A 25,862-nucleotide genomic window follows, 5' to 3' on the forward strand; every position below is an offset into this window, starting at 1 on the left:
CGCTCTGTGGGGACCGCCGGGCGGAGCGGGACCGCGCGACCCGCAGGACGGAGGCCATCCGGCGGGCGGCGGCGCCGTCGTGCGCACGGCAGGCGGTATCAGGGATTGTACCTGCAGCCGCTGCGGTAGCTCGCGATGGCCAGCTCCACCGGGCGGAACAGCGGGGTGGGCAGCGCGTCGAGCGGGTACCAGCCCCAGCCGGCGATCTTGTGGGGCTCGCGCTCCTCGGGCTCGCCGTCGAACTCCTCCGTGAGGAGCTGGATATCCACGTAGTGCTTGCCGTAGGCGAGGATGTTGCTCAGGCACAGGAAGGAGAGCTTCGTGACAACGAGGCCGCTCTCCTCCCGCACCTCGCGGATGGCGCAGTCCTCGAACGACTCGCCGAGCTCCAGGTGGCCGCCGCACCACGAGTAGCTGCCGTCACCGTGGCTGCCGCGCCGCCGCGCGAGCAGCACGCGCCCGTCGCGCACAAGCATGACGCCCACGCCCACCAGCGGTCGATCCGCGGCGGCGCCTCCGACGATCGCCTCTCCCAAGGACACCTCCCTGCACGCGATGCAGCGCGCGCGGAGCGCGCTCTAGCACGGCGCGCTCCCCACACGGCGCGCAGCGGCGCCGCGCGTGGAGCCGCGCCGTGAGGTGAGCGCACAAGCGCCGGCGCCGATTGACTTTTCAGTGAACGCGCGTACCGTGCCAGCTCTGATGGATGCGTCCTTGCCCTGGGAGCTGAACCCCGTCCTCCAGCAAAGCCGGCTCGTCCTCCTGGCGCAGACGGCGGTCGACGTCCGCAACAAGGCGTTCAGCGAGGCGAACCGCGAGGAGGGCGATACAAGCTGGGGCATCGGCTGCAAGGCGCACGAGCGGTTCGGTCATGCCCTCTGCAAGCTGGAAGAGAGCGGAAAACACCCGTGGCTCTCCGTGCATCGAGACGGGCTGTACTTCATGCCGCACATCGAGGGCGTCGCCGTGCGCGTGTACCGAGGTCCGGCCGATAAACCCTCGCAGCGGCACCTCGAGGCCGCGCGGAGCGAGCACGGTCGCCGCGCGGAAACGCGACAGATGACGTTCTCGTTCATGGGCCAAGAAACCGAGCCGGATGGCCCCTGGTTCTGGATGATGGCCGTCGAGACGGACGTCGAGGGGAGGGCGCTCCGCGCGGTGTTCTTCCAGGCCAACGAGGCGGGCGGGACGCGGAACGCATGGGAGGCCCCGGTCGAGATGGCGTCCGCTGCACCCGCGCCTGCGCCTGCGCCAGAGCCCGGAGACAAACCGGCGCGCCCGGCGCGATCGCGGCCGGCGCAGGGCCAGCAGGCGAAGGACGCGCTCGCGTCGCGCGACGGACGGCCGCTGTTCCGCGCGCAGACCATGACCCTTCCGCTCGTGTCACAGCCGAGCTGACCGCCGGGCGAGCGAGGCGCTCCGCACCCGCGCAGGAGCCCGGGCTACACCGGCATTCCCATCGTCCGGCGGAGCGCGTCGAACTCCTCGGTGAAGCGCCCGTTCCGGCCCCGCAGCACGAGCGGCGGCTCGTCGTGGCACGACGTGACGACCTCGGCGCGGCGCACGGCATAGACCGAGAACAAGGCCGCCTTTCCCTCCTTGGGGACGACGTCGCGCCACGCCTCGAGCGCGAGCCCCGCCGCCGCCGCCGCGGCCTCGACGCGAGGCCGCTGGCGCGCCGCCGCGCAGGCCACGAACGGCGCGACGGGAGCCAGCAGCCGCGCCGCCGCGAGGCAGTAGTCCTCCACGCCGCCGCGGTGCTCGAAGCGGCACGGCCCGCACTGGACCCGACCGGACTCGATGCCCGTGCCGACCGGCAGGTACGGCGGCGTCCCCGTCACGAGGTCCGCTGGCCCGAGCCCGTCGAGCACCGCCGGATCGCGCAGATCCCCCCACCGGACCTCGCCGCGCACGTCGACGCCGTTCCACGCGACCGAGCGCCGCGCCATCGAGGCGCTCACCTCCTGCGCCTCCACGCCCGCGCAGCGCGCGTCCGGGAAGCGCCACGCGGTGAACAGGAGCACCGTGCCGATGCCGCAGCCGAGGTCCACCGTGCGGCTCGGGGGCGCGTGCGCCACCCGCTCGGCCGCGAACCAGGCGGTCACGAGGTCGTCGGCCGACCAGCGGTGGCCGTCGAGCCGCTGCAGGATCCGGAAGTCGCCCGACAGATAACAGAGGTCCTCGCCGGGGCCGGGCCAGACCTCCGGGCGCTCCGGCGTCGCCGGCCGCGGTCCGGGGGCGACCCACCCGGGCGGCCGGCGCGCAGGCCGCACGACCCCGCCGCTCGGCGCGAGGGAGGGCTGGACATCAGGGGGAGCGATCATCGAGCCCATGTACCACGCCCCCGCGGCGTCCGGGGCCCGCGCAATCCCCCCGGAGCGGGGCCGCTCCGGGGGGATTGCGCGCGCGGCGGCCCCGCTGCGTCAGCCGCCCGTGCAGCCATCCTTGAGCGAGGGATCATCGCAGAAGACGCACGGGGTGGTCTCGCAGTCCAGCGCGGGGCACGACTTGGGGCAGGTAGGCTCGTTCGGGTCGCAGTGGATGATCTGCCAGGTGAGCGTGCTCTTGTCGTCCGGGTCGTCCGGGCAACTGCAGTCGTTGAACGCGTGCGATGCGATCATGGTGATCGTGTGGCACTCCTTCTCCTCCGGCGTCTTCCCCTCTGACGGCATTGGCGCGTTCTCATCCCATGTGAGCTCGATGAGGCGCTGTCCGCCGGCGATGGTCCCGGGCGGGAACTCTCGTGGGATCGTGATCCTCCGGAACGGGAACGGGAGCCTTCCGCTGCTGCGCCGCCCATAATCGATGTACAGGACGGCGGTCAGAGGGGTGCCGTTGTCCTCGGACAGCACCGTCGCGCCGAACACCTTGAAATTGCCCGATTGCTCGCCGATGAACACGGGTATGTGCGGCGGAGGGTACACCGCCGTGAGCACCGGCGCGGTCTGCTCGGGGTGCTCGTACTCCGGCGGCGAAATGACGAGGCAGCCCGCGGTCGAGACAGCGAGCGCCGCCGCCGCGAGCGAGCGAGCGAGCGCGGCGGAGGAGCGCGGGCGCGCCGCGAGGACAGCGGCGCGGACGTGGGAAGGGCGAGACGGAGCGATCATGGTGGCGCTGTGCGTGGGTCGATGGGGGCCGTGCTGGACGCTGGAACATTACCCGCTGGGGCGACGCGCGGTTGATCTAGCTGGAATCCGACAGCCGCCGCGCGAGGCCCCTCCCTTCGCGTCGCGAGGTCACTTCCGCGGGGCCGGCGACGCGTTTTCCAGGGCGTAGACGACCTTCACCTGCGTGCCGAACGGAACCTCCCCGGCCGAGACCGGCGTCCCCATGTCGGCCGCGTAGCCGCCGGAGGCGAGCGCGGCGCGGGGGGCGTAGATCTGGCCGTGCTCGACGATCTCGCTGATCGCGACGACGCGGCCGAGCGAGACGCCCTGGAGCTTGGCCAGCGCCTCGGCGCGAGCCCGCGCGTCGGCGATAGCCTTCTCCCGCGCGCGCGCCTCCAGCGGGTCGGTCTCGTCGAGGCCGAATGCGACGCCCCAGACGTTGTTCGCGCCGGCGGCCACGGCAGCGTCGAGCACCGGCCCGACCTGATCGAGGTTGCGGATGACGACCATCACCGTGTTGCTCACCTGATAGACGTGCGTCGGCGGAGGCGGCGCTGCCGGCGCCAGGTCGGCAGCCGGCGGCTTCGGCGCGGGCGGCTGCGCCGGCTTCTGGCCGCGCCCTGCGGGGGCCGCGGCCGGCGCGGCCGGGGCGGGCGCCACCGCCGGGGCGGGCGCCGGCGAGGGCTGCGCGTAGCCCATGGCCATCCAGGGCGGCACGTCGGGCTGCCGCACGAGCTGGATGGAGTAGTTGCTTGTCTGGATGTCCTTCTCGGCCAGGCCGGCCTTCTTGAGCGCCGCGAGGATCTCGGCCATGCGCGCTGCGGCGGTCGTCGTCGCCTCGTGAACGGTCGGCGCCATGACCTCGATGCCCATCTGCGCCCGCGCGACGTCAGGCTTCGCGCTGACCTCGCCGCGGCCGATGACCGTGATGGAGTTGGCCTCCGGCGCGCTGGCCAGGGGCGGTGTCGGTTGCGCCGCGCACGCGGCGAGCAGCGGCGCGACCGAAAGCACGAGCCCGACGAGACCCGTGCGGCGCAAGAGGGAGCTCTTGTTCTTCATGCCCGTGCAACGCGCGCCGTCCACGCCAGCTTACAGGCCGCCCGCCGAGCGTCGCGAGCAGACCGACGGGCGCTTCCCGCGGCGTTCGGGCGACGCGCCGGCGATGCCCGAGGCGGCGGCGCCGCTCCCCTTCGGCAAGTTGTTCCACGGCGCGCCGGGTGCGCTATGGTCGTTCACGTGCTCACAATCCCCAGCGATGAAGAGGCCCTCGGAGGTCTGCAGGGTGCCACGATCGCCAGCGACCTCTCGTCAAGCATCGGCTACCGGATCGTGTCGCGCGCCGGGGCCGGGACGATGTTCGTCTCGTACTACGCGGTCCGCACCGCGCCCGAGGGCGAGACGCCCGTGGTCGTCAAGATCCTGCGGCCGTCGCTCTTCAGGCAGATGGGTCCGTCGGCGGCCGTCATCGTGAAGAAGGAGGCGGTGTCCCTCGGCCGCCTCAACGAGCAGGTCCCTCCGACCCCCTTCGTGGTCCGGCTCATCGACACCGGCACGATCGAGGTCCGCCGCGGCACGAAGGCGCTCAATCTTCCCTGGATCACCATCGAGTACGTGCACGGCGGCGTCCAGGGGGTGACGCTCCGCGAGCGGGTGCAGGGGACGATCCAGGCCACGGGCCACGCGTTCGATCCGGCGCGCGCGACGCGCGCCATCGAGTGCATCTCGAGCGGGCTGTCGGCCGTGCACGACGTGGGCGTCGTCCACCGGCAGCTCACGCCGGAGAGCATCCTCTGCTGCGGCTCCGGCGACGACGAGCTGTTCAAGATCAGCGACTTCGGCCTGGCGCGGCCGCGCGGCATCCGCGAGACGATCATGGCCGGCGTGGTCGGCAACACCGGGGTCGCGCCGCCCGAGATGCTGTCCGCCGATCCGAGCACGATCGGCCCGTGGACCGACATCTTCAACCTCGCGTCCGTCATCTTCTTCCTGCTCACGGGCGAGGAGTACATCGTCGCGGAGTCGCAGGCGCAGGCGCTCATGGCCGCCATGGCGCGCTCGCGCCGGAGCATCACCGAGACGCGGTGGCTCCACCCCTCGCTGCGCAGCAGCGAGCAGGCGTGCAAGTCGATCGACTTCGCGCTCCGCTGGGCGTCCGCCGGCGAGGCGCAGGAGCGCCTCCAGGAGGCGGTGGCCGTGGCCGCGATGCTCTCGCCGTACCTCCGCCCCGCCTCGCCGATCTCCGCGCTGGAGCAGCGGATCGTGGCGAGCGCAGGCGAGCAGCGCGTGCGCGTCGCGGAGGAGGTCGGTCCGATGACCGTCCCGTCCACCCACCTGAAGGCGCCGGTGCAGATCAAGGGGGAGCTCGGCCAGACGCTGCTGTCGCCGCGCGCCCACCGTACGGCCGCCGAGCGCCCGAGCCAGGACCGCTCGATCGAGGCCGAGCTCATCAGCGCGCCCCCGCGCGCCTCGCGGGAGCCCTCGCCGCGGCTGTCGACGGTCGTCGAGCGCTGGACGTGGAGCGTGCTCCATCACCCGAGCCTCGATTCGGTCATCCGGAGCGTGGCCTGGGACGGCTACGGCCGGTGCCTCGCGGCGGCCACGGGAGGGCTGCTCTTCTGGAACGGGACGAGCTGGAGCGAGGCGTCGTCCGGCGGCCTCCCGAGCCCGCAGGGCGTGCGCTTCGTGCACCGGATCGGGCCCGGCCGGTGGCTGATCGGCGGCGACGCCTCGACGCTCGCTGTGTACACGACGGGCGGCGTCACGGGCGTCTTCCAGCTGCCGGGCGAGCCGCAGAGCCACGTCGCGCTGAGCGGCGATCTCGAGGACATGGGCATCCTCGTCTCGACGACGCCGACAGATCCTCGGCCGCTCCTTCACGCGTTCATCGCCAAGCGCTGGCTGCGGCCGATGCCGGCCGACGGCGTCGCGCTCCTCGCCGCGGTCGCGCGCGTCGAGGACGAGCGGTGGCTGGTCGTCGGCCGGTCGAGCGCGGGCGAAGGGCTGGTCGCGCTCTACGCCCCGCTCGACTGGCACCTGGAGCGCCTCCCGGCGCCGCCGGCGCGGGCGTTCGTCGCGTGCGCCGGGCGGCCCGATCTCGGCGTGGGCATCGCGGTCGGCGCGGAGGGGAGCGTCGTCTGGCGGTACGGGCAGAGCGTCTTCACGGAGAACATCGAGCCGCGGCGCGCCCTGTCGGCCGCGACGATCGACGCGGAGGGGCGCGCCTGGGCGGGCAGCGCGGGGCGCATCTGGGTGCGGCGCGGCGGCATCCCGCCGATGGCGGGGGTGTGGGAGTGCGTCTGGGAGAACGACGCCTGGGTCGGCCCGGTCGTGTCGCTGTTCGTCGACTCCGAGGTCGTCGTCGCCATCACCGCGGACGGCGGGATCATCGAGGGGCGCGTCACGGGCTGACGAGCCTTTCGCCCGGCGGCGCGCGGTACCTGGCCACGACGATCGTGATGTCGTCGTCCGGGCTCGGGCACCAGCCATCGATCTCCCGCAGGATCCGGTCGCGGATGTCGTCGACGGGGGCATCCTGGGCGGCCTCGACGGTGGAGCAGAGCCGCTCCAGCCCGAACAGCTCGCGGTGCGCATTGCGCGCCTCCGTCACCCCGTCGCTGTAGAGCACGAGGACGTCGCCGTCCTCGAGGAAGAGCTCGGCGTCCTTTGTCAGCGCGTCGACGGACGGGAGGACGCCGACCCACACGCCGGAGCTCGGGATGCACTCGCACCTCCGCGTGCTCGCGCGGCAGACGATGATGTCGTCGTGCGCGCCCGCGAACGTCACCCGGCCGCTGCGCTCATAGCGCAGCAGCAGCAGGGTCGCGTGCTCATCGCGCTTCAGCCGGTCGCGGATGTTGTCGTAGATCGCCCGGTTGAGCGCCGAGATGACCTCTCCCGGGCGGGCGCGCGGATCCCTGCGCGTCATGGCCGCGACCATGCTCTGGATCATCAGCATGACGAGCCCCGCCACGAGCCCGTGCCCCGCGACGTCGCCGATCCCGAGCCACCCGCCCTCCCGCGTCGGGAGCACGTCGTAGTAGTCGCCGCCGACCTCCGCGGCCGGCCTCATCCTCGCGCAGAGCTCGAGCCCCTCCACCTGCAGCTGCGTCGGGAGGAGCGCGGTCTGGATGCGCTCCGCGACGAGGGTCTCCTGGCGGACCCTCTCCTGCTCCAGCCGCTCGCGTATCTCCACCTGCCGGACGATCTCCCGGTGCATCGACACCGCCTTCATCGCGGAGCCGATCTGGAGGCGCGCCGCGTCGTAGACCACCTCGTTCGCGCCGCTGTTGACGAGCGCGACGCCGTAGTGCTCCGTCTCGCCGAACATGAGCGGCATCGCGACGACGCTCCAGCGCTCCGACGAGCTCAGGAACCCGGGCGGCGCGAGGCACGAGGACGCGAAGCTCGCCGGCGGCGGCTCCACCTCGCGGCTGTTCTCCATCAGGAAGAGCGACTGCAAGGTGGCGTGTTGGGGGTCGTCGAAGAGCGATATGGCGACGTGCGTGAGATCCAGCTTCGGCAGCTCCGTCGCGAGCGTGCGCCGGAGGGTGGGCATGCCCAGGGAGGTCGAGAAGCACATGCCGGTCCAGCTGAGGTTGACCGACGCGCTCTCCAGGTACAGTCGCTTCTCTCCCTCGACGCGCAAGGAGGCGTGGCTGATCAGGATCCGGCTCGCGTGCCAGAGCTGCTCCAGGCTGTCCTTCTCGACGCCGGGCACGCGGGCGATCTTCGCGCGGAGCAGCGTGATCGCGCCCTGGAACTGGTCGAGGGCGACGCCCGCGCGCCCCGCCGCGTCGAGGAGGTCCTGGAGCGCCCTCAGGAAGCGGCCCTCCCGCCCGGCGAGCTCCTTCTCGAGCGCCGAGAGCAGGTCTCGGGGCCAGGCCTGGAGCGACGCGACCGGGACGGTCGCGCACCGCGCGAGCGCGCGCTCGAGGCTCTCCCGCTGCGCGGCGACGGAGAGCGGCTCGCGGCGCGCAGGCGCCACGGAGGACGGGCGCGGGAGGGCGGCGTAGTAACCGCAGCCGCACGACTCGCGCCGGGTGAGCTCGACCGGAAGGAGGCTGCACTCCGGCACGCGCTCGCCGCGGAGCTGGCGCAGGACCGTGCTGACCGCGAGCGCGCCGAGCTCCTTGATCGGCTGGCGGACGGTCGTCAAGGACGGCCTGGTGACGCGCGACACGGCGACATCGTCGAACCCGCACACGAGGACGTCGCCGGGGATGTCGACGCCGTGCGCCTTCAGCGTGTCCATCGCGCCGAGGGCCATGTTGTCGTTGCCGGCCACGACGGCGTCGAACTCGACCCTGCGCCCGAGGAGCTCGCGCATCGCGCGGCGGCCGCCGTCGATCATGAAATCGCCGTACACGAGGAGGCGCTCGTCGTAGGGGAGCGCGCGCGCCTCGAGGGCCCTCCGGTACGCCCTGGCGCGCAGCTTCGCCTCCTCGTTGTTGGCCGGCCCGCTGATGTAGGCGACGCGCTTGCACGCGTGATCGTCGAGCACATGCGCGACCGCCGCCTCCTCCCCGACCGCGTTGTCGACGACGACGCTCGGGATGCCGTCCAGCGCGAGCCCCACGCTGCACACGGGCAAGGGCGCGAACGATCGGCAGAACTCGTGCGCTCCGTCGGGGCCGACGTGGTTCGTCAGCGCCGACGACATGATCACCACCCCGTCGACCGTCGCCGGGCCGATGAGCGAATAGATCCCGACCCGGGCGTCCAGCGCGTAGCCCTGGCGGGCGCGCGTCTCGCCGAAGGCCACGATGAGGTTGACGTCGTGCGCCTCGGCCGCGCGCTCGACCCCGAAGCGCGCCTCGGACTGGTACTCGCCGCAAAGATAGTCGGTCAGGAGGGCGATCGTGAGGCGCTTCGCCGCCATGATCTCTCGCTCCGGTTCACTTCTCGTGGATGGATACGAGGCCGGGGGACATGCGCTCCAGGGCCGCCAGGCTCCGCCGCTGCCATCCGAGCCTCGCGTCGGTGACGAACCGAATCTCGCACTTGGGGCCCTGGGCGGCGACGCCGGCGATGAAGGAGATGAACGCCTTCAGGCAGCTCGAGTTCAGGAAGTACAAGGCGCGTATGTCGAACTCGACGGCTGCGAGCGAGAGGCGCCTCACCTCGTTCTGGATCTCCCTGCAATAGCTGCCGAGAGGCATGGCCGCCGCCATGTCGCCCGTCCCGGTGAGCTTGATGCCGAGGCGATCGCCGAGCAGCGCCGGCTCGATGCCGAAGCTGTCGATACTGACGCGATCAACCCTTAAGCTGCTCATTCGTCCTCCACCGCTCGAGCGGCGCGTGCGCGATGATCGTGAGCTCGTTGCCCTCGATCTTGTAGTCGACGTCGAGCCCTCCCTCGGCGCGGACGCGCGCGAGGCCGAGGCCGGAGACGCCCTCGACCATCGCTGTCTCCGTGATGAGGTCGTCGTAGTGCTTCAGCGGGTCGCTCGCGGTCTTCAGATCGAGCAGCCGCTTCTCGACCTCTCGCAGGCGCTCCGGCGACGCCTCGTTGCGCGCGCGGATCTTCATGATGTGCGACCTGTCGTCCTCCTCCAGCGCGAGCTCGAGGCTGACGCGAGGGCCGGTGGAGTATTTGGTGATGTTCTCGGCGAGCTCGTGCGCGGCCATGTAGAACCGCGAGCTCACATTCGCGTCGTCCAGCACCGCGCCGCAGAAGCTGGACACCAGCCGCAGCACCGCCGTCGCCAGGCGCTCGCTCGGAAAGAAGGTGATGCAGAGGAAGAGCGAGGCGCTCTGCGTCGGTTCGGGGGATGACACAATCTGTTATATTACGCCGCCCTCGCGCAGGATCCAACCACTACTTCCGCGGGCGGCGCGGCTCGTCACGAGCGCTCGTGACGAGCCGCGGGACAGAGGGGGCCTCGGGCGAACCAGCGCCATCGAGCCTCCGATGTGATGCGCGTCGCAACTCGAAATGTGATGCGCTTCGCACACGGCGCAGCGACGCGATTTGCTCCAGGGCATAACGCGACGCGTTGCCTGTGGGCGGAGTGGCATGCTCATTGATGCCGAGCATGGCGTCCATCGGCGCCGAGGTGGGGCCCCGGCCCCGTTGCGCCACCGAGCGTCTAGCGCACATACGCCTTCACCTGAGGCAAAGATCCAGGCGGGCGACCCTGCAAGGAGGGTATTGCTGTATGAAACAACGGTGCTTGTCGCACGGGCCGCCCTGGCCACTCGGGGCGTTGCGCCGCCGCCCCCATCGCGCGGCGGCGGTGTCGAGCGTGCGTTCGCTCGTGAAGCGCGGCGTCCTCGTCGGCTCCGCCGCGGCGACGATCGGCTGCAGCACCGCGCCCGGGACGGAGGGCGAGCTCGGGCGTCGAACCGGCGTGATCCGCGATGTCGGAGAGGGCGATTCGGTTGCGATCGGAGCGGCCTCCGCCGCGCTCTCGAGCGATGGTGCGGTGTGCGTCACCATCCAGCGTGGAACGTTCGGCACGGTGAGAGATGCGACACTGTGGCAAAACGCTCCGGGTTGGAACGACTCCGCATCTCCGAATCTCTCGACGGGATGGAGCGCGAGCGCTGGCCGTCGCCGGTCTGTCGTGTACTTCGGGCTCTCCCCCGTGCCGGTCGGCGCGACGGTGGTCTCTGCCTCGCTGGTCTTCCATCAGACTTACAACGCGGAGAGCAGCGCGGTGAGCGTACACCGCGTCACGGTCCCGTGGGACGAGCGCACCGTCACCTGGTGGAGCATCGGGGACAGCGGCTTTGAAGGGGAGAGCGCGGCGACCATCGCGGCCGAGGCGGGCGTCGGCGCTCGCGCGGCGGACGTGTCGGCGCTCGTGCAATCGTGGGCGCTCGGGACGGCGCGGAACGACGGCGTGCTCCTCCAGGAGGAGCGCGCGCACTCGACCGACCTGAGGAGCAGCGAGATCGGCAGAGCAGAGGAGCGCCCCAGGCTCGACGTCTGCTACGTGACGTGCTCGGACGGGGTGATGAACGGCCTCGAGGCGGGCGTCGACTGCGGAGGGCCGCGCTGCGCTCCCTGCACGGGCGGCGGCGGATCGGGCGGGGGCGCCGCCGCGTCGAGCTCGACCGGCGCCTCGGGCGCGGCGGCCGATCCGTGCGCCGATGCGGCCGCGCTCCCGCCCGATCCGCTGCCGCCCGTGCGGCTCTCCGAGACCGGGCTCTACGCCGACATCTCGACGCGATCGCGGGCCGCGGGCACGCGCGAGTTTCGGCCTGCGTACGAGCTCTGGTCGGACGGGGCGGCGAAGCGGCGCTTCGTGTACCTGCCGCGCTGCTCGACCATCGACACGAGCGACATGGATCACTGGTCGCTGCCCGTGGGCGCGCGCCTCTGGAAGGAGTTCCGCGCGGAGGGGGTGGCCGTGGAGACGCGGTTCATCCACCGGTTCGGTCCGGGCGTCGACGACTGGCTGTTCGCCGCGTACGCGTGGGATCCGGCGAGGAACGACGCGTTCCTCGTCGAGGAGGGCGTCGAGGACGCGCGCGGGACCGGGCACGACATCCCGCGGACCGCGGAGTGCTGGGAGTGCCACGGCAAGCTCCCGGAGCGCGTCCTCGGCTTCAGCGCGCTGCAGCTGAGCCACGGTGGGCCGGGCGAGACGATCGCGTCGCTGAGCGACGCCGGGCGGCTCACCGTCCCGATGCGGGCGGGGCTGCGCCCGCCGGGCGACGCCCAGGCGGCCGCCGCGCTCGGCTATCTGCATGCGAACTGCGGCAATTGCCACAACAGCACCGGCGTCGCGACCCTGCGGACACGCCTGCTCGCGGCGAACACAACGGTGGAGAGCACCGACACGTACATGACCGGCGTGGGCGTGACGCCCAGCTTCTGGGAGCCCGGCGTGCTCCACAGGATCACGCCGGGAGATCCCGAGTCGAGCGCCGTCGTGCGCCGGATGGCGCACCGCGGCTCCAGGACGCAGATGCCGCCGATCGCGTCGGAGACCGTCGACGCGGCGGGGCTCGCGGCCGTCCGCGCGTGGATCGAAGGCCTCGGGCCGTCGCCCGTGGCAGGGAGCGGCGGTGGCGGCGTGGGCGGCGATGGCAGCGCGGGAGACGGCAGCTCGGCTGGCGGCGGCGCGGACGGCGGCAGCGGCTTGGCTGGCGGCGGCGCGGACGGGGGCACCAGCGTGGCCGGCGGCGGCGCAGGCGGCACGAGCGCGGGCGTGAGCAGCTCGAGCGCGAGCTCCGGCGGCGGTCCCAGCGGCAGCGCCGGCTCCGGCGCCGCGTGCGCCGGGGTGCCGCGCCTGAAGCTCACGCAGGTGGCGGCCGGCCTGGAGACGCCCGTCTTCCTCGCGAGCCCGCCGGGCGACGGATCGAGGATGTTCGTCCTCGAAAAGGCCGGCACCGTCCGCCTGATCAAGGACGGCGTCCTCCGGTCCACCCCGTTCCTCGACATCCGGGGCGGCGCCTCGTGCCCGCCGTCGCAGCCGGCGAGCGCGAACCCGCTCGTGTGCACGCCCAGCCCGACCGCGGAAGGCGGGCTGCTCGGGATGGCGTTCCACCCCGACTACGCGACAAATCGCAGGTTCTGGCTCTTCTACACCGCCGCGCCCAGCGGCAACGTCACGATCGCCGAGCTCCGCCGCTCGGCCTCGAACCCCGACGTCGCCGACACGTCGGCGGGAAGCGTGCCTGTCCGGACGCTCCTTGACGCGAGGCACGGCGGCTGGAACCACGCAGGCGGCATGCTCGCGTTCGGCCCTGACGGCCACCTCTATGCGTCCGTCGGGGACGCGGCCGCCACGCCGTACTCGACCTCTCCGGCGAAGGATCTCTCCTCGCCGCTCGGGAAGATCCTGCGGATCGACGTGGACAGCGGGCTCGGCCCGCCTGGCAACCTCTCCGGCGAGGGCGTGAACCCGCTCGTCTGGGACTACGGCCTGCGCAATCCATGGCGCATGAGCTTCGACCGGAGCACGGGAGATCTCTTCATCGCCGACGTGGGACAGAACGCCTGGGAGGAGATCAACATCGAGCCGGCGCGCACCGGGCGGCGCAACTACGGCTGGCCGACGATGGAGGGCGACCACTGCGTCGCCGCCGGGTGCTCCCGTACCGGGGTCGCGCCCGCCGTGGAGCACGGCCACTCGAGCGGAGAGGGCGGCTCGATCACGGGCGGCTACGTCTACCGCGGCTCGGCGATCCCGTGCCTCCAGGGGAGGTACGTTTACGGTGATTACGGGACACACCGCTTCTGGACGCTGCGGTGGGACGGCGCGCGCGTGCGGGATCACGTGGAGATCACCGACGACCTCGCGTCGCGCCTGCCCGCGGCCTCGTTCGGAGAGGACGCCGCCGGCGAGCTCTATGTCGTCATGCTGACCGGGGAAGTGTTCCGCATCGATCCGAGGTGAAGGCCCCGCGCTCGCGCGGCGCTACCCCGCGAGCTGCCCGTACCCGGCCCGGAGCTTCGCGAAGCGCGGGCGCCAGGCGCGGCTCTCGGCCAGGAGCGGCGCTATGCGCGCGAGGAGCAGCGCCAGGTCGTCGGGGCGGCCGGCGTCGAGCAGGGCGCGCGCTCGCCAGTAGAGGAGCTCGACCCGCTGGTCGGCGCTGAGGCTGCTGCCCAGCTCGCCGTGCTGCTCCCCCTCCTCCCGCGCCGTAGCCCGCGTGCGCGAGCTCTCCATGCTCGACCTCGGGTCCTTCACGGCGAGCTGCATCACGCCGAGGAGCGCCTGGGCGTACGGCGGCAGATCCGCGATCGCCCCCTGCGCCCTGAGCCACCGGAGCTGCCGGCTCGCGTCCGCGTGCTCGTCGCGCATCGCGTGGATCCGCGCGAGCAGGAGCGCGCTGCTGTAGGCCGGCCGATCCTTGAGCTGCTCGTCGAGCGAGCGAGCCTGCCGCACCAGGGGAAGCGCCTCGTCCTCGTGCCCCCAGAGGTAGAGCAGCTCCGCGAGCTTGATCGTCGCGTCGCGCTCCGCCCAGGCGTTCGCCTCCTCGCGGGCGAGCTGGACCGCGCGCCGGAGGTCCACCATCCCGCGATCCGGCGCGTCGACCGCCGGCCAGAGCTCCGCGCGGCGGACGAGCGCCGCGCAGAGGTGGACCCGGTCGCCGCGCTCCTCGCAGCTGCGCACGGCGTCGTCGAAGCGCCGCTCCGCCTCGTCGAGCTGGCCAGACCGCGCGAGGACGCAGGCCAGCAGCGTCAGCCCGGTCACGTACGTGTCGTGATCGGCCTCGCGGACGCGCTCCACGCCCTGCGTGAGCCGCTCGATGGCGTCGTCCAGGTTGCCCTTGCGGAACGCGGAGCGGCCGGCCGCGACCTCGAAGCGCGCGGCGAGCGTCGCGTCGGCGCGGCCCTCGCGGACGTCGAGCAGCGGGATCACCTCCTCGACGCGCGCCGCCGACTCCTCCCAGGACCCAGCCCAGTCGAGCGCGGTCGCCTCCTCGAGCAGCGCCTCCGCGATCATCCGCGGGTCCTTCATCGTCCGCGCCAGCGCCCCCGCGGAGCGGAGATCGTCGAGCGCCTCCCCGGTGCGCAGGACGCGGTAGCGCACGCGCGCGCGGCCGAGGAGCGCCAGGTACCGCTGGCGCTGATCGTCGCCGTCGGCCCAGAGGAGCGCGGACGCGTAGTGGCCCTCCGCCACCGCGTTGTTGTGCCGATCGCGCTGGAGATCGCCGAGCAGCAGGTACGCGTGCGCCGCGCGCGCGCGCGCTCCGGCGGCCGCGGCGTGGCGCGCGATCGGCTCGAGCAGGTCCGGCGCCGTCGGCCGGGCCTCGGCCATGAGCTCCCAGACGGCGAGCGCGTGCCGGTGCATCGCCGTGCGCCGCTCCTCCGCGAGCAGCGCGTAGATGGCCTCCTGCAAGAGCGCGCTCCGGAAGGCGTAGCCGGCTCCGCCGCAGGGCGTACCCTCGCCCTGCGCGACGTCGGGCGCGCCGCGGGCGACGAGGAGCCCCCGCGCCACGAGCGCGCGAAGCGCGCTCGGGACGTCGATGCGCGCGCGCAGGGCGCTCGGGACATCGACGCGGTCGACGCTCGCCGCCGCCGCGTCCTCCCGCTCGAGCGAGCGCTGCACGCGCGCGGCCACGTCCTCCGAGAGCTCGAAGCCGAGCACGGCGCAGAGCTCCGCGCACGCGCGGAGGTCCGGCGGGAGCGCCTCCAGCTGCCGCGCCGCGAACCACTGCCACGCGGGCGACGGCGGGAGCCTCTCCAGCTCGGCGGTCGCGAGCTGGTGGCCGCTCGATCTCGCCCGCATCCGCACGAGGCCCGCGCGCTTGATCGCCCGGGTGAGCTCCACGAGCGCGCGGGGGTTGTAGCCGGCCCACGCGCAGATGCGCCGGAGGGCGGCGCTCGGCGGGGGCTCCGCGGGCCGGAGGAGCTCCGCGCAGAGCAGCCGCCCCGCGGCGTCGTCGAGCGGCGGGAGCGCGACGTGGTCGCGCGCGTGGCCGCGGGCGCTCAGCGCGTGGCGCCGCGTCGCGAGCTCCGGCGCGCCGGCGAGGAGCACCCAGAGCGAGACCGACGCCTCGCGCCGCGTCGCGAGGTCGAGCGCGTCGAGCGTCGCGCCGTCGGCGAGGTGCGCGTCGTCGACGATCACGATCACGGGCCGATCCATCGCCCGGCGGCGGAGCCCCTCGGCGAGCGCTCGGATCACGCTGCCGCGGCGCGGCGGCGGCCGGCCCGCGGAGCCGCTCGGCCAGCCCAGGAGGGCGGCCACGGCGGGCCACACCTCGCCGCCGAGCCGCTGTCCGAGCCGCTCGACGCAGAACGCGCGCGGGTCGCCGGGGGCCGCGCGAGCGCCGTCCCTCGCGCCGAGCACCTCGGCGAGCAGGGCGGCCGCGGTCTGGCCGGAGCTGCCCCGGGCGCGCGCGACGAGCTCCGGCTCGGCGCGCAGCGAGATCACGAGCGCGCCGGGGTGCGCGCGCCGGCTGCTCTCGGCGATCTCCTCGGCGAGCCGCGACTTTCCGACGCCGCGGTCGCCGATCAGCGCGCAGAGGCCGGGCCCGAGGCCCGCGAGCGCGCGCTCGCGGCTCTCCTCGACGGCGCCCTGGGCGTCGCCGCGCCCGACGAGCGGCGGCGCGGCGCGCACGGCGTCGCGATCGCCCGAGGGCGGGGGCGCGTCCGGCGCGAAGAAGTAGCGGCCGTCCTCGCTCGCAGCGGCGACGTCGAACCCGGGGTGGGCGGTGACGAGCTCGGCGCTGAGCGCGAGCCCGCGCCACGGATCCGCCGGGAGCCACGCCTCGGGCCGCTCCACGGCGATCCCGGCGGCGTGGACGCCCTCGCCGTCGCGGCGGAGCTTCAGCGGCGCGACGTGGATGGCGAGCGGCGCGCCGACCGACGCGACGATCTCCCGCCCCGCGAGCAGCGCGCGCTCCGCGGCGGCCTCCTTGGGTCCGGGGAAGATCGCGACGAAGCGGTAGCCGCGCTGCCGGGCGAGGTGCCCATCGTGGCGGGCCACGGCGGCGCGGACCTCCGCCTCGGCGCCGCGCGCCTCCAGCGCGAGCACCACCGTGTCGTGCCGGTCCGTGGAGCTCGTGACGGCCTCATCCCCCGCGGTCGCCGCGGCGGAGGCGGCCAGGGCGAGCGCCTCGGCGCCCGCCGACGCGAGCGCGGCGCGCAGGCCTGCGGCGTCGTGCGGGCGGAGCGCCCGCTCCTTGGCGAGGCAGGCGAGCACGAGGGCCTCGATGGACGGAGGGACCGGGGCGATCTCGCTCGGCCTGGGGGGCGGCCGGCCGAGGTGCCCCTGCGCGACGTTCACGCGATCGCCCGCGAACGGAGGGCGCAGCGTGAGCAGCTCGAAGAGCAGCGCGCCGAAGGCGTAGAGGTCCGCGCGCGCGTCGATCGGCTCGGCCCGGAGGCGCTCGGGCGACGCGTACTCGGGCGTCCCGAGCATGGCGCCCAGCGTGGTGAGCGCGCCGTCGGCCGGGTGGCAGACGACGCCGCGATCGCGCTGCGCGAGGCCGAAGTCGAGGAGCCGCGCGCCGCCGCCCGGCTCGAGGAAGACGTTCTCGGGCGCGAGATCCAGGTGGACCAGCCCGCGCTCGTGCGCCACCTGGAGGCAGCTCAGCACGCCGAGCGCGATGTCGAGGGCGGAGCGCAGGTCGAGCGCGGCGGGCAGGCCCTCGAGGCGAGCCGCCAGCGTCTCGCCGTGGAGCCGCTCCATCGCGATGTACGCGCGGCCGTCCTCGAGCACGCCGTTCTGGAGCAGGCGCGGCGAGGCCGGGGGACCGAGCTGCTCGAGCGCCCACGCCTCGCTGCGGAACCGCTCGCGCGCGAGCAGCGAGTGGGCCCTGCTGACCTTGAGCACGGCGGAGGCGCCGTCCTCCAGCCGCGTCGCGCCCCAGACGACCGAGAAGGCGCCCACCGCGAGCGTCGGGCCGACCTGGAAGCCCGCGACGGACGGCGGCGCCTCGGCGCCGAGATCGATCGGCGCTGGGCGGAGCGGGGCCGTGGCTCCGTCGGTCGGGCAGGAAGCGAAGACTGCAAGTCGGCGATGACAGGAAGGGCAGCGCGGCAAGGAGACCTCGGAAGACCTCGGAAGACTTCGGATGACCTCGGGTGGGGCCCGGCGCGATCCGTGACCGATATTACCGGTTATCGGGGTTGTCACGAGCAGGAAAACCGCATTGCGCGACATCGCCTTATGCCCATATCGAAAGTGCGTGCCCCGGTCGCCCGCGACACCGTGGGCGTCGTGTCGACACCGGGGGACAGCTGCGACATGCGCTGCGCTGCGTGTTCGGAGGGACAGCGCCCGTTGTCATCGGAGCGGCCGAGCGCCTGGCTGGGGGGTGAATATCCGTTGAACACCCACCTGCGGAGAGGTGGAGTCGGGTCGTCGTGGCTTGACTGTCGCGCGCGGACGTCGGTGGGGCTCGGCTGGGCCACACCGGGCCGGGAGCTGTGGTGTATGCTGTTCCGAGCGGTCGGAGGGCTGGATGATCCATCGACAGACGGGCGAGATCGAGCTCACATCCGGGCTCCGTATCGGGCCCTCGTACTCGGAAGCGCAGTTCTTGTCGTCGCCGCTCGCGCGGATGGCCAACGCTCTGAGCCAGACGCAGCCGTGGAGCGGATACCGGACGTCGCGCCAGCGCATCGGCTTCCGGACCTTCCGCATCACGCTGCACTTCTGCAGCGGCAAGATCGCGCTGGTCGAGCTCTTCGAGGTGGGCGCCGAGTCGAAGGCGTTCTGGAACGACTGGTCCGAAAAGGAGGAGGCGGAGCGTAAGGCCAGCCACGACGCCTGGCTCGCTTCGATCCTCGGCGCGCCGCCGTACGAGTATCCCTGGGGCAAGATCACCTCCGAGTACGATCCGCGGGGAGGCTACAGCAGCATCGTCGTGCGCTTCGGCTAGCGCGCGAGCGCGCTGGTGCCCGGTCCGCCGCTGGTCCGCGGGCCGCGGTCGCCCTTGGCGTGGCATCCGGGGCGCTACAGCGCTCGCCGGTAGCGGATCTCCGGCAGGCTGCCGGCGCCGGCCCGCGTCCACCGCCGCGCGCCGTCGCGGGTGAAGCCGGCGAGCTCGTAGAAGCGGCGCGCGCGGGTGTTCCCCTCGAGGACCCAGATCGTCATCGTCCTGTGGCGGCGCCGGGCCAGGTCGGCCTGCGCCGTGTCGAGCAGCGCAGCGCCGAGCCCGCGCCCCCAGGCGGCGGGCAGGAGGTAGATCGTGTAGAGCTCGCCGACGTCGCCTGGATCGTCGTCGTCGTCGCGCGTCGGTCCGGCGCTCGCGAAGCCGAGCCCGGCGTCCTCGGCGCAGAGCAGCCACGTCCGCGTCCCCGTCGCGGCGGCGCCGATCAGGATGCGCCGCCAGCTCGCCTCGCGCGCCGGCACGGAGAGGGCGTTGAGATCGGCCGCCGGAACCAGGCCCAGATAGGCCGCCCGCCAGGAGTCGACCTCGATGCGCGCGATGACGGCCGCGTCTGCCGGCTGCGCCCGGCGGATGACCGCCCCTGTGATCCGCTCTGACATGGGTTCTCGCGTCCAGTGTGCATGGCGCCGCGGCGCGCTGCTGCCGTCCCGCGCCGTCCCGCGCCGTCCCGCGCCGTCCCGCGCCGTCCCGCCCAGCGCGCTCGCCGGCTGGGGCACCATCAAGCGATGCCTGACGCCGCATTCATCATGATGCTCCATCCCTCGCCAGCGACTGTCCCCTAAGGTCCCTCGTGAGCGGTGACGCTACCGAGCGCTGCAAACGGAACCGAAGGAGGGAACCATGCTGTGCAAGGACATCATGAAGCAAGACATCCAGAGCGTCATGGCCGACGACACCATCCAGACGGCCGCGTGCAAGATGCGCGACGCGAACATCGGCTTCCTTCCTGTCTGCGACAGCGCCGGGAGGGTGCTGGGGGCGCTGACGGACCGCGACCTCGCCATCCGGGTTCTGGCCCACAACCGGCCGCTGAGCACGAAGGCGGGCGACGTCATGACGCGCGGAGTGGTCGCGTGCCGGCCCGACGACGACGTGCAGCGCGCGGAGCAGCTGATGGGGCAGCACCACAAGTCGCGCGTCCTGTGCACCGAGGCGGACGGCCGCCTGGTCGGCATCATCAGCCTGTCGGATATCGCGCAGAGCGAGGACGACAGGCACACCGCGCAGACCATCCGCCGCGTGACGGAGCGGGAGGCGGTGCAACAGGAGAGCACTCGATAGCTCGACGGGTGATCGTCTGACCTCCGCGGCGGCGCAGCGCGAGCCACGAACCTGCGGCTTCCGCCCTCGATCGACGTCACCCGTCGCCCGGCGCGCCGGGCGACCGGTGGCGCCGCGAGCGCGCCTCATGGCGCCGTCACCGCGGCTCCTCGCGGCCGATCGCCTCGGCCGTGAGGAGGCGCGTCCTCCGGCCCGACGCGAGCGTGAGGTGCTGTCCCCAGCTCGTCTGGTGCGGCATGTCCCCCTCGACGAGCTCGCTCGCCCGGATCTCGAAGCCCGCGGCGCGGTAGGCGGGGCGCAGCGTCTCGTCGACCCACGCGTCCGAGAGCTCGGGGAGGCCGAGCCGCGCCGCGTAGGGGCGGTCGTCGAAGACGCTCTGGTTGAGCAGCGCGATGAGCTCCCCGCCCGGCCGGACGAGCCGGCGCAGCGCCTCGAGCACCGGCGCCTCGGGCAGCACGAGGGCCGAGAGCAGCGAGGCCCAGGGGAAGTTGACGGTGAGGGTGTGGGCGAGCCCGGTGAGCTCCTCGGGCAGCGCTTGCACGGACGCGACGACGAAGAGCGCGTTCGGCCGGCCACCCCGGGCGACCTTGCGGCTGGCGCGCCACGACACCTCGCGCATCCGCTCCCCCGCGGGGTCGATGCCGATGCAGCACGTGTCGGGGTGGGCGCCGGCCGAGCGGTACACGAAGCGACCGTCGCCTGTCCCGACGTCGATGAGGACGCGCGCGTGCCCGGCGAGCTTCGCCTCGAGGTCCGCGCGCGTCCACGTGAGGGACGTCTTCCCGAGCTGCACGATCATCGTCGCCTCGAGCGCCGCTCCCTCGCTCAGCCGGGGGCGCCCCCGCTCCCCGGGCGGTGCCCCTCGGCGCTCGCCGCCGCGAGCTCCCGGCAGGCGATCGCCCGCACGAGGTCGTCGCTCGCCTCGCGGAGCATCCGGACGAGCATCGGCAGGCGCGGCGTCGCCGGCCCGCCGTCCGGGGGCCGCGTGAGCGCCGCGGTCCGCGCCTCGGCGCGGGCGAGGAGGTCCCGGTCGACGCGGTACGAGGGGAACAGGTGGGTGAAATACGCGGACGCGAGCTCGTGCGTCCGCGTCTCGAAGACGTGCTGCACCCGCTCGAAGAACGCCTGCGCGTACGGCTCGAGCAGCGCGCGCTGGAACGACCAGTTGAAGCCCGACATCGCCGCGCTGGTGAGGTGCAGCGAGCCGTACCCGTCCTCGTGGAAGCGCGCCCAGGCGGCGGCCTTCGCCGCCGGATCCGGGCGCGCCGCCTCGGCGCGCAGCGCGGCGCGCTGGCCGCGATCGGACGGGTCGCGCTCGCGCTCCGCCGCGAGCCGCTCCGCCGCGCCCCCCATGCCGCGCGCGACCCACTTCACGGCGACCGTCCAGCGCATCTCCTGGTCGATCTCGAGGCCATCGACCTCGATCTCGCCGTCCGCGAGGCGCGCGGCCAGCGCGAGATCCGGCGCGGAGTACGCCGCGTTGAAGAGCGCCCGCGCCCACACGATCTGCGCGTCGCCGCGGGGCGCCGCCTGCAGGGCCGCGAGGGCGGTGCCGGTGAACGCGCTCGCCTCGGCGTCGCGCAGGGCGTCCGGCACGTAGCGCGCGAGCGCCGTCGCGGCGTTCGTGAGCACCGGCTCGACGAGCGAGAGGTCGGGCTCGGAGGGCAGCTTGTCCCTCACCAGCGCGAGGTACGCGGTGGAGGCGAGCTTCTGGTCGCGCACCATGCCCCAGAGCGACGACCAGAGCAGCTGGCGCAGGAGCGGATCCTCCACGCGGCCCATGTGCTCGCGCACGAACGAGAGCGAGGCCGGGTCGAGCGCGATCTTCGCGAACGTGAGGTCGTTGTGGTTCGGGAACACGAGGAGCGGCGCCCGCTGCCCCCGCGCCGCGGCGACCTCGGTCGCCGCGCCGGCGATCTCCGCGGGCACCGACTCGACGACGAGCGCGCCGTCCTCCTCGCGCGCGAGCGCGACGTCGATGCGGTGCGGCCGGAGGGTCGGGTAGTCGATGGGCGCCGTCTGCAGCACGCGGAGCCGGCCGATGCGGTCGCCGTCGGGCTCCCACGCGGCGGTCAGCGTGTTGAGGGACGCCTGCTCCAGCCAGAGGCGCGACCACGCGCCCAGGTCGCGGCCGGAGCCCTCCTCCAGCGCGGACAGGAACTCGCGCAGCGTCGCGTTGCCGTACTGGTAGCGCTTGAAGTACCGGCGCATCCCGTCGCGGAAGGCCGGGAGGCCGATCGCGGCGACGAGCTGCTTCATCGCGGCGGCGCCCTTGCCGTAGGTGATGCCGTCGAAGTTCAGGAACGTGTGCTCCGTGTCGGCGAGCTCCCCCGCGATGGGGTGCGTCGTCACGAGCTGGTCCTGGCGGTAGGCCCAGCTCTTCATGACGTTGAACGCCTTCCACACGGCCGGCTTGAACCGGGTCGCCTGCTCCATCGCGAGGAACGACATGTACGTGGCGAAGCTCTCGTTCAGCCAGAGATCGTTCCACCACCGCATGGTCACGAGGTTGCCGAACCACATGTGGGCCATCTCGTGGAGGAGCACCTCTGCGCGCGTGAGGTGCTGGTGCTCCGTCGGCGGGTCCCGGAAGATCATGCGCTCGCTGTGGGTCACGGCGCCGACGTTCTCCATGGCGCCGGCGTTGAACTCCGGGACGAAGACCTGATCGTACTTTGTGAAGGGGTAGGGGTAGTCGAAGAACTCCGGGTAGAAATCGAACCCCTGCTTCGTGATCGTGAAGAGCTCCGCGGGGTCGAGGTGCTTCGCGAGCGACCTGCGGCAGTAGAGCCCGAGGGGGATGCCGCGGTGCTCGTCGCGGACGCCGGCGTACGGGCCGGCGATCAGCGCGAAGATGTAGGTGCTGAACCGGGTCGTCTCCTCGAACACCCGCGTCGTGCGGCCGAGGCCCGCGCCGAGCGTGCGGGCGATGCGGGCGTTGCCGATGACCTCCCAGTCCTCGGGCGCGGTGACGGAGAGCCTGTAGCTCGCCTTGATGTCCGGCTGATCGAAGCAGGGGAACACGCGGTGAGCGCTGAACGGCTCGAGGTCCGAGTAGAGGTAGTCCTCGCCGTCTTCCGGGTCGCTGAAGTGGTGGAAGCCGTCGCCGGTGTGATCGTAGTCGTTCTCGTAGACGACGCGCACGCGCGTCTCCGGGGCGAGCAGCTTCCCCGGGAGGAGGATGCGGCAGTCGGACCACGCGGGCTCGACCGGGGTGCCGTTGATCTCGATCCGCTCGATGTGCCGGCCGCGGAAGTCGATGAAGGTGTCGCCGTGGCCTCGGACGTCGAAGCACGCGAGCGCCTCGCCGCGGTAGCCGCGGGCGCCGCGCGAGAGGTCGAGGGAGAGCTCGTAGCGCGCGTTGCCGATGCGCGCCGCGCGCTCCTCGGCCTCCTTCTGGGTGAGCACATCCCGTCCGGGGCCGCCGGTCGTCTCCGTCATGACTGAACACCGTAGGACGAACCGCAGGAGGTGTGCCAGCGATCTGCCGCGGTCGCGGTCGCTGCGCCGTCGGAGCGGACGACGCCGCGGGCGGCCTCCGGAGAGAGCGGCGTGCCCTGATTTTGTGCCAGAACGGCGCGGCTCTGTGCCAGGGGAGGGGGGTCCGGCACTGGCTCAAGCACAATGCATTGCGACACACCGGGGTCCGGACCCCTCGAGAACGCTCGGCCGAGCGATTTTCAGGGCAAATTTGTGCCAAATTACGCGTTTTTTGCGAAATTCTGTGCCAACAACCCCGCACGCACCGCTCCCGTTGTGCCAGAAGGGGGTGCCGGACCCCTCCGGACCGCAGTGCAGAGCGCTCAAGGGGGTGCCGGACCCCTCCGGACCGCAGTGCAGAGCGTTCAAGGGGGTGCCGGACCCCTCCGGACCGCAGTGCAGAGCGCTCAAGGGGTGCCGGACCCCTCCTGGGCGCAGGAGCGCGAGCGGGGGAGCGCAGCGCGGCTCGGCGTGGCCTGGAGGGCCTCGAGGGGTCGATGCCTTGTGCCGTGGTTGCGCTTGCGCGGGCCCGCTATGCTCGGATCATGCAGCGCGCGCCGACGTCCTGGGTGATCGACTCCGACGATCCGCGGGCCCCTCCGCAGGAGCTCTGGGACCGCATGACGCTGGAGGAACGGCAGCGCGTCCTCGACACGCTCCCGTCGGAGTTCGAGATCTCCGAGGCGTGCCCTCCCGAGGGCGACTTCCACTTCAACCCGAAGGTGGCGGCCAGGGACGCGCTGGGCGGGTACTTCCAGCGCATCGGCCGGCGCGTGTACCTCGCGTGCGAGCTGCCGGTGTACTACCCGGCCGAGCGGATGTTCGCGCCCGACGTCTTCGCGGTGCTCGACGTCGAGGTGAAGGAGCGCGCCCACTGGTCGGTGAGCGCCGAGGGCAAGGGGCTCGACTTCGCGCTGGAGATCCTCTGGCGCGGGAAGAGCAAGAAGGACCTCGAGGAAAACGTCACCCGCTACGCGTCGCTGGGCATCTCCGAGTACTTCGTCTTCGATCGCAGGCGAAGGCGGCTGCGCGGCTTCCGGCTCGCCGAGGGCAGCGCGCGGTACCAGCCGATCGTCCCGCAGGAGGGCCGGCTCGCGAGCACGGTGCTCGACCTCGACCTGAGCCTGGAGGGAGACCGGCTGCGCTTCTTCCACGGGCTGGCGCCGCTGCCGGAGACGCACGAGCTGCTCGCCCGGCTCGGCTCGATGGTGGGCGACCTCGAGGCGCGCATCGAAGAGACGGAGACGAGCCTCGACGAAGAGCGGCGCCGCCTCGACGAAGAGCGGCGCCGCCTCGATGCGGAGCGGCAGCGCGCCGACGAGGCCGAGCGGCGGCTGGCCGAGGCCCTGGCCGAGCTGGAGCGCATCAAGCGCGAGCGCGGCTGAGCGCACGCCGGGGGCGCGCGCGACTCCCCTGGTCCCAGCCGAGCTCGGCTCAGGGCGCCGGAGGGCTGCGGCGCCACAGGAACGCGGCGGCGATCCCCGCGAGCGCGAAGGCCGCCTGGAGGAGGTGGACGAGCAGCGAGATCGCGATGGCGGAGCTCTCGGTGAGGCCGAGCAGCGGGGCGGCGAGCGCGAAGGCCCCGTCCGTGGCGCCGACCTGGCCCGGGATGAGGTCGCCGGCCGCCGTGCCGGCGGCGCCCACGCCGTACGCGGCGAGCGCGCGGACGGGGCCGCTCTCGGCGCCGACGACGGCGAGCAGCACGCCGTACTGCACCGCCTGGAGCGCGCGGCCCGCGAGGCAGGCGGCGAACGGCCAGGCCGGGACGGGCGGGCGCTCGTGGACGGCCTCCTGGAAGGCGGTCGCGAGCTGGCCGGCTCGGGCGAACCGCCGGGTGATCCACGCCGAGGCGGTGCGCTGCCGCGCGGCGAAGGCGACGCCGAGGCCGCTCGCGACAAGGAGGGCGGCGTGCGCGAGCACGCCGAGGGCGAGCGGGGAGGCGCCGCCGCCGATACGGAAGAGGGCGATGGCCGCGAGGAGCGACAGCGGGGCCGAGGACAGGAGCGCGAGCGACTGGTTCGCCGTGGCGATCGCGGCCGCGCGCGGGGCGCCGACGTGGGGGGAGAGCAGCGCGGCCTTGACCGCCTCGCCCGCGGGGCGGCCGGCCGGCATCAGCGTGATGACGGGGTAGGTGACGGCGTGGATGCGGAGGAGCTCCGCGACCGGGACGCGCCGCGGCGCGCAGAGCACGCCGGTCGCGAGCGCCTCGCAGCCGACGCGCGCCGCCTCCAGCGCGATCAGGAGAGGCACGAAGGGCGCGGCGCGGGTCACCGCGGCGAGCATCTCCGCCGCGCCGACGTGGCGGATGAGCGCGGCCAGGGCGGCCAGGCCGAGGCCGCCGAGCGCCACATGGAGCAGCGCCTTTCGCCGCGCGCGGCGGGCGGCGGGCGCGTCCGGGGCGGCGGGCGGAGCGGCATCGACGCGCGCCCCGCCGCCGGGCGCGGGCCGGGGATCGCCGCCGGCGCATTCCTCTGCCGCTCGGGCCGGAGGCAAGGGAGCCATGGGAAGGGGGTGCGCTGCGAGGAGCGTGCCGGCGCCGTGTGGGAGCAGCGTGCGCACGCGGCGGTGAGCTGCCTCGCAGAGAACGCGCCATGGGCATGCAGCGCGCGCACGCGGCGGTGAGGGGTCGAGCTTCTCGGCGAGCAGGAGCTCACGTGGGGACCTCCGGACGAGCAGCGGTGAGCGCCCCGGTGTTCG

The 25,862-nt window shown here is 73.3% G+C and carries 18 protein-coding genes; 6 read left to right on the forward strand and 12 right to left on the reverse strand.

Features of this window, described 5'->3' with window-relative positions; all coding sequences use genetic code 11:
• Window positions 1-98 precede the first annotated feature (98 nt).
• Window positions 99-536, reverse strand: coding sequence for a nucleotide triphosphate diphosphatase NUDT15 (locus tag WME90_RS11870; protein WP_437281211.1), 438 nt, complete (start codon window positions 534-536; stop codon window positions 99-101).
• Between the two features lie 178 nt (window positions 537-714).
• Between WME90_RS11870 and WME90_RS11875 the strand changes: the two genes are divergently transcribed.
• Window positions 715-1,398, forward strand: a complete 684-nt coding sequence (locus WME90_RS11875; protein WP_437281212.1) for a hypothetical protein — start codon at window positions 715-717, stop codon at window positions 1,396-1,398.
• A gap of 44 nt (window positions 1,399-1,442) precedes the next feature.
• Here WME90_RS11875 and WME90_RS11880 read toward each other — a convergent pair whose 3' ends face one another.
• The 3 genes from WME90_RS11880 to WME90_RS11890 form a co-directional block, all read right to left on the reverse strand.
• Window positions 1,443-2,324, reverse strand: a complete 882-nt coding sequence (locus WME90_RS11880; RefSeq protein ID WP_437281213.1) for a tRNA1(Val) (adenine(37)-N6)-methyltransferase — start codon at window positions 2,322-2,324, stop codon at window positions 1,443-1,445.
• A 99-nt stretch (window positions 2,325-2,423) separates the two neighbouring features.
• A complete protein-coding gene (locus WME90_RS11885) occupies window positions 2,424-3,107 on the reverse strand; it encodes a hypothetical protein (RefSeq protein WP_437281214.1) in 684 nt (227 codons plus the stop codon).
• A 129-nt stretch (window positions 3,108-3,236) separates the two neighbouring features.
• Window positions 3,237-4,166, reverse strand: a complete 930-nt coding sequence (locus WME90_RS11890) for an SIMPL domain-containing protein (RefSeq protein WP_437281215.1) — start codon at window positions 4,164-4,166, stop codon at window positions 3,237-3,239.
• 177 nt (window positions 4,167-4,343) lie between these two features.
• Between WME90_RS11890 and WME90_RS11895 the strand changes: the two genes are divergently transcribed.
• Window positions 4,344-6,515 carry a serine/threonine protein kinase gene (locus WME90_RS11895; RefSeq protein ID WP_437281216.1) on the forward strand — a complete coding sequence of 724 codons (2,172 nt, stop codon included), beginning with the start codon at window positions 4,344-4,346 and terminating at the stop codon, window positions 6,513-6,515.
• Here WME90_RS11895 and WME90_RS11900 read toward each other — a convergent pair.
• Genes WME90_RS11900 through WME90_RS11910 form a run of 3 tightly spaced genes read right to left on the reverse strand, consistent with a single transcriptional unit; the run spans window position 6,505 to window position 9,884 of the window.
• Window positions 6,505-8,985 carry a SpoIIE family protein phosphatase gene (locus WME90_RS11900; RefSeq protein WP_437281217.1) on the reverse strand — a complete coding sequence of 827 codons (2,481 nt, stop codon included), beginning with the start codon at window positions 8,983-8,985 and terminating at the stop codon, window positions 6,505-6,507. The two genes, WME90_RS11895 and WME90_RS11900, sit on opposite strands and share 11 nt — an antisense overlap.
• 16 nt (window positions 8,986-9,001) lie before the next feature.
• On the reverse strand, window positions 9,002-9,379 hold the full coding sequence (locus WME90_RS11905) for a hypothetical protein (RefSeq protein ID WP_437281218.1): 378 nt from the start codon (window positions 9,377-9,379) through the stop codon (window positions 9,002-9,004).
• Window positions 9,360-9,884, reverse strand: a complete 525-nt coding sequence (locus WME90_RS11910; protein WP_437281219.1) for a hypothetical protein — start codon at window positions 9,882-9,884, stop codon at window positions 9,360-9,362. The genes WME90_RS11905 and WME90_RS11910 overlap by 20 nt, the downstream gene beginning before the upstream one ends.
• 479 nt (window positions 9,885-10,363) lie before the next feature.
• On the opposite strand from WME90_RS11910, the gene WME90_RS11915 reads away from it, so the two are divergent.
• Window positions 10,364-13,456 carry a PQQ-dependent sugar dehydrogenase gene (locus tag WME90_RS11915; RefSeq protein ID WP_437283597.1) on the forward strand — a complete coding sequence of 1,031 codons (3,093 nt, stop codon included), beginning with the start codon at window positions 10,364-10,366 and terminating at the stop codon, window positions 13,454-13,456.
• A gap of 21 nt (window positions 13,457-13,477) precedes the next feature.
• On the opposite strand, the gene WME90_RS11920 is transcribed toward WME90_RS11915, so the two are convergent.
• Window positions 13,478-17,551 carry a serine/threonine-protein kinase gene (locus tag WME90_RS11920; RefSeq protein WP_437281220.1) on the reverse strand — a complete coding sequence of 1,358 codons (4,074 nt, stop codon included), beginning with the start codon at window positions 17,549-17,551 and terminating at the stop codon, window positions 13,478-13,480.
• 421 nt (window positions 17,552-17,972) lie between these two features.
• On the opposite strand from WME90_RS11920, the gene WME90_RS11925 reads away from it, so the two are divergent.
• A complete protein-coding gene (locus WME90_RS11925) occupies window positions 17,973-18,392 on the forward strand; it encodes a hypothetical protein (protein ID WP_437281221.1) in 420 nt (139 codons plus the stop codon).
• Between the two features lie 74 nt (window positions 18,393-18,466).
• Here the strand turns inward: WME90_RS11925 and WME90_RS11930 are convergent, their stop codons facing one another.
• Entirely contained in the window at window positions 18,467-19,003 is a 537-nt protein-coding gene (locus WME90_RS11930; RefSeq protein ID WP_437281222.1) for an N-acetyltransferase family protein, read from the reverse strand.
• A gap of 241 nt (window positions 19,004-19,244) precedes the next feature.
• Here WME90_RS11930 and WME90_RS11935 point away from each other — a divergent pair, with 241 nt between their 5' ends.
• The gene (locus WME90_RS11935; protein WP_437281223.1) at window positions 19,245-19,685 is read left to right on the forward strand and encodes a CBS domain-containing protein; all 441 of its coding nucleotides are present in this window, start codon (window positions 19,245-19,247) and stop codon (window positions 19,683-19,685) included.
• Window positions 19,686-19,821: 136 nt separating this feature from the next.
• Here the strand turns inward: WME90_RS11935 and WME90_RS11940 are convergent, their stop codons facing one another.
• Window positions 19,822-20,484, reverse strand: coding sequence for a class I SAM-dependent methyltransferase (locus tag WME90_RS11940; RefSeq protein ID WP_437281224.1), 663 nt, complete (start codon window positions 20,482-20,484; stop codon window positions 19,822-19,824).
• Between the two features lie 26 nt (window positions 20,485-20,510).
• Window positions 20,511-23,126: an aminopeptidase N gene (gene pepN, locus WME90_RS11945; RefSeq protein WP_437281225.1), complete on the reverse strand. Its 2,616-nt coding sequence runs from the start codon at window positions 23,124-23,126 to the stop codon at window positions 20,511-20,513.
• Between the two features lie 584 nt (window positions 23,127-23,710).
• Between pepN and WME90_RS11950 the strand changes: the two genes are divergently transcribed.
• On the forward strand, window positions 23,711-24,550 hold the full coding sequence (locus WME90_RS11950; protein ID WP_437281226.1) for a Uma2 family endonuclease: 840 nt from the start codon (window positions 23,711-23,713) through the stop codon (window positions 24,548-24,550).
• A 49-nt stretch (window positions 24,551-24,599) separates the two neighbouring features.
• Here WME90_RS11950 and WME90_RS11955 read toward each other — a convergent pair whose 3' ends face one another.
• Window positions 24,600-25,658, reverse strand: a complete 1,059-nt coding sequence (locus tag WME90_RS11955; RefSeq protein ID WP_437281227.1) for a lysylphosphatidylglycerol synthase domain-containing protein — start codon at window positions 25,656-25,658, stop codon at window positions 24,600-24,602.
• Window positions 25,659-25,862 lie beyond the last annotated feature (204 nt).

It is taken from the genome of Sorangium sp. So ce375 (genome assembly GCF_051473855.1).
Lineage (GTDB): Bacteria > Myxococcota_A > Polyangia > Polyangiales > Polyangiaceae > Sorangium.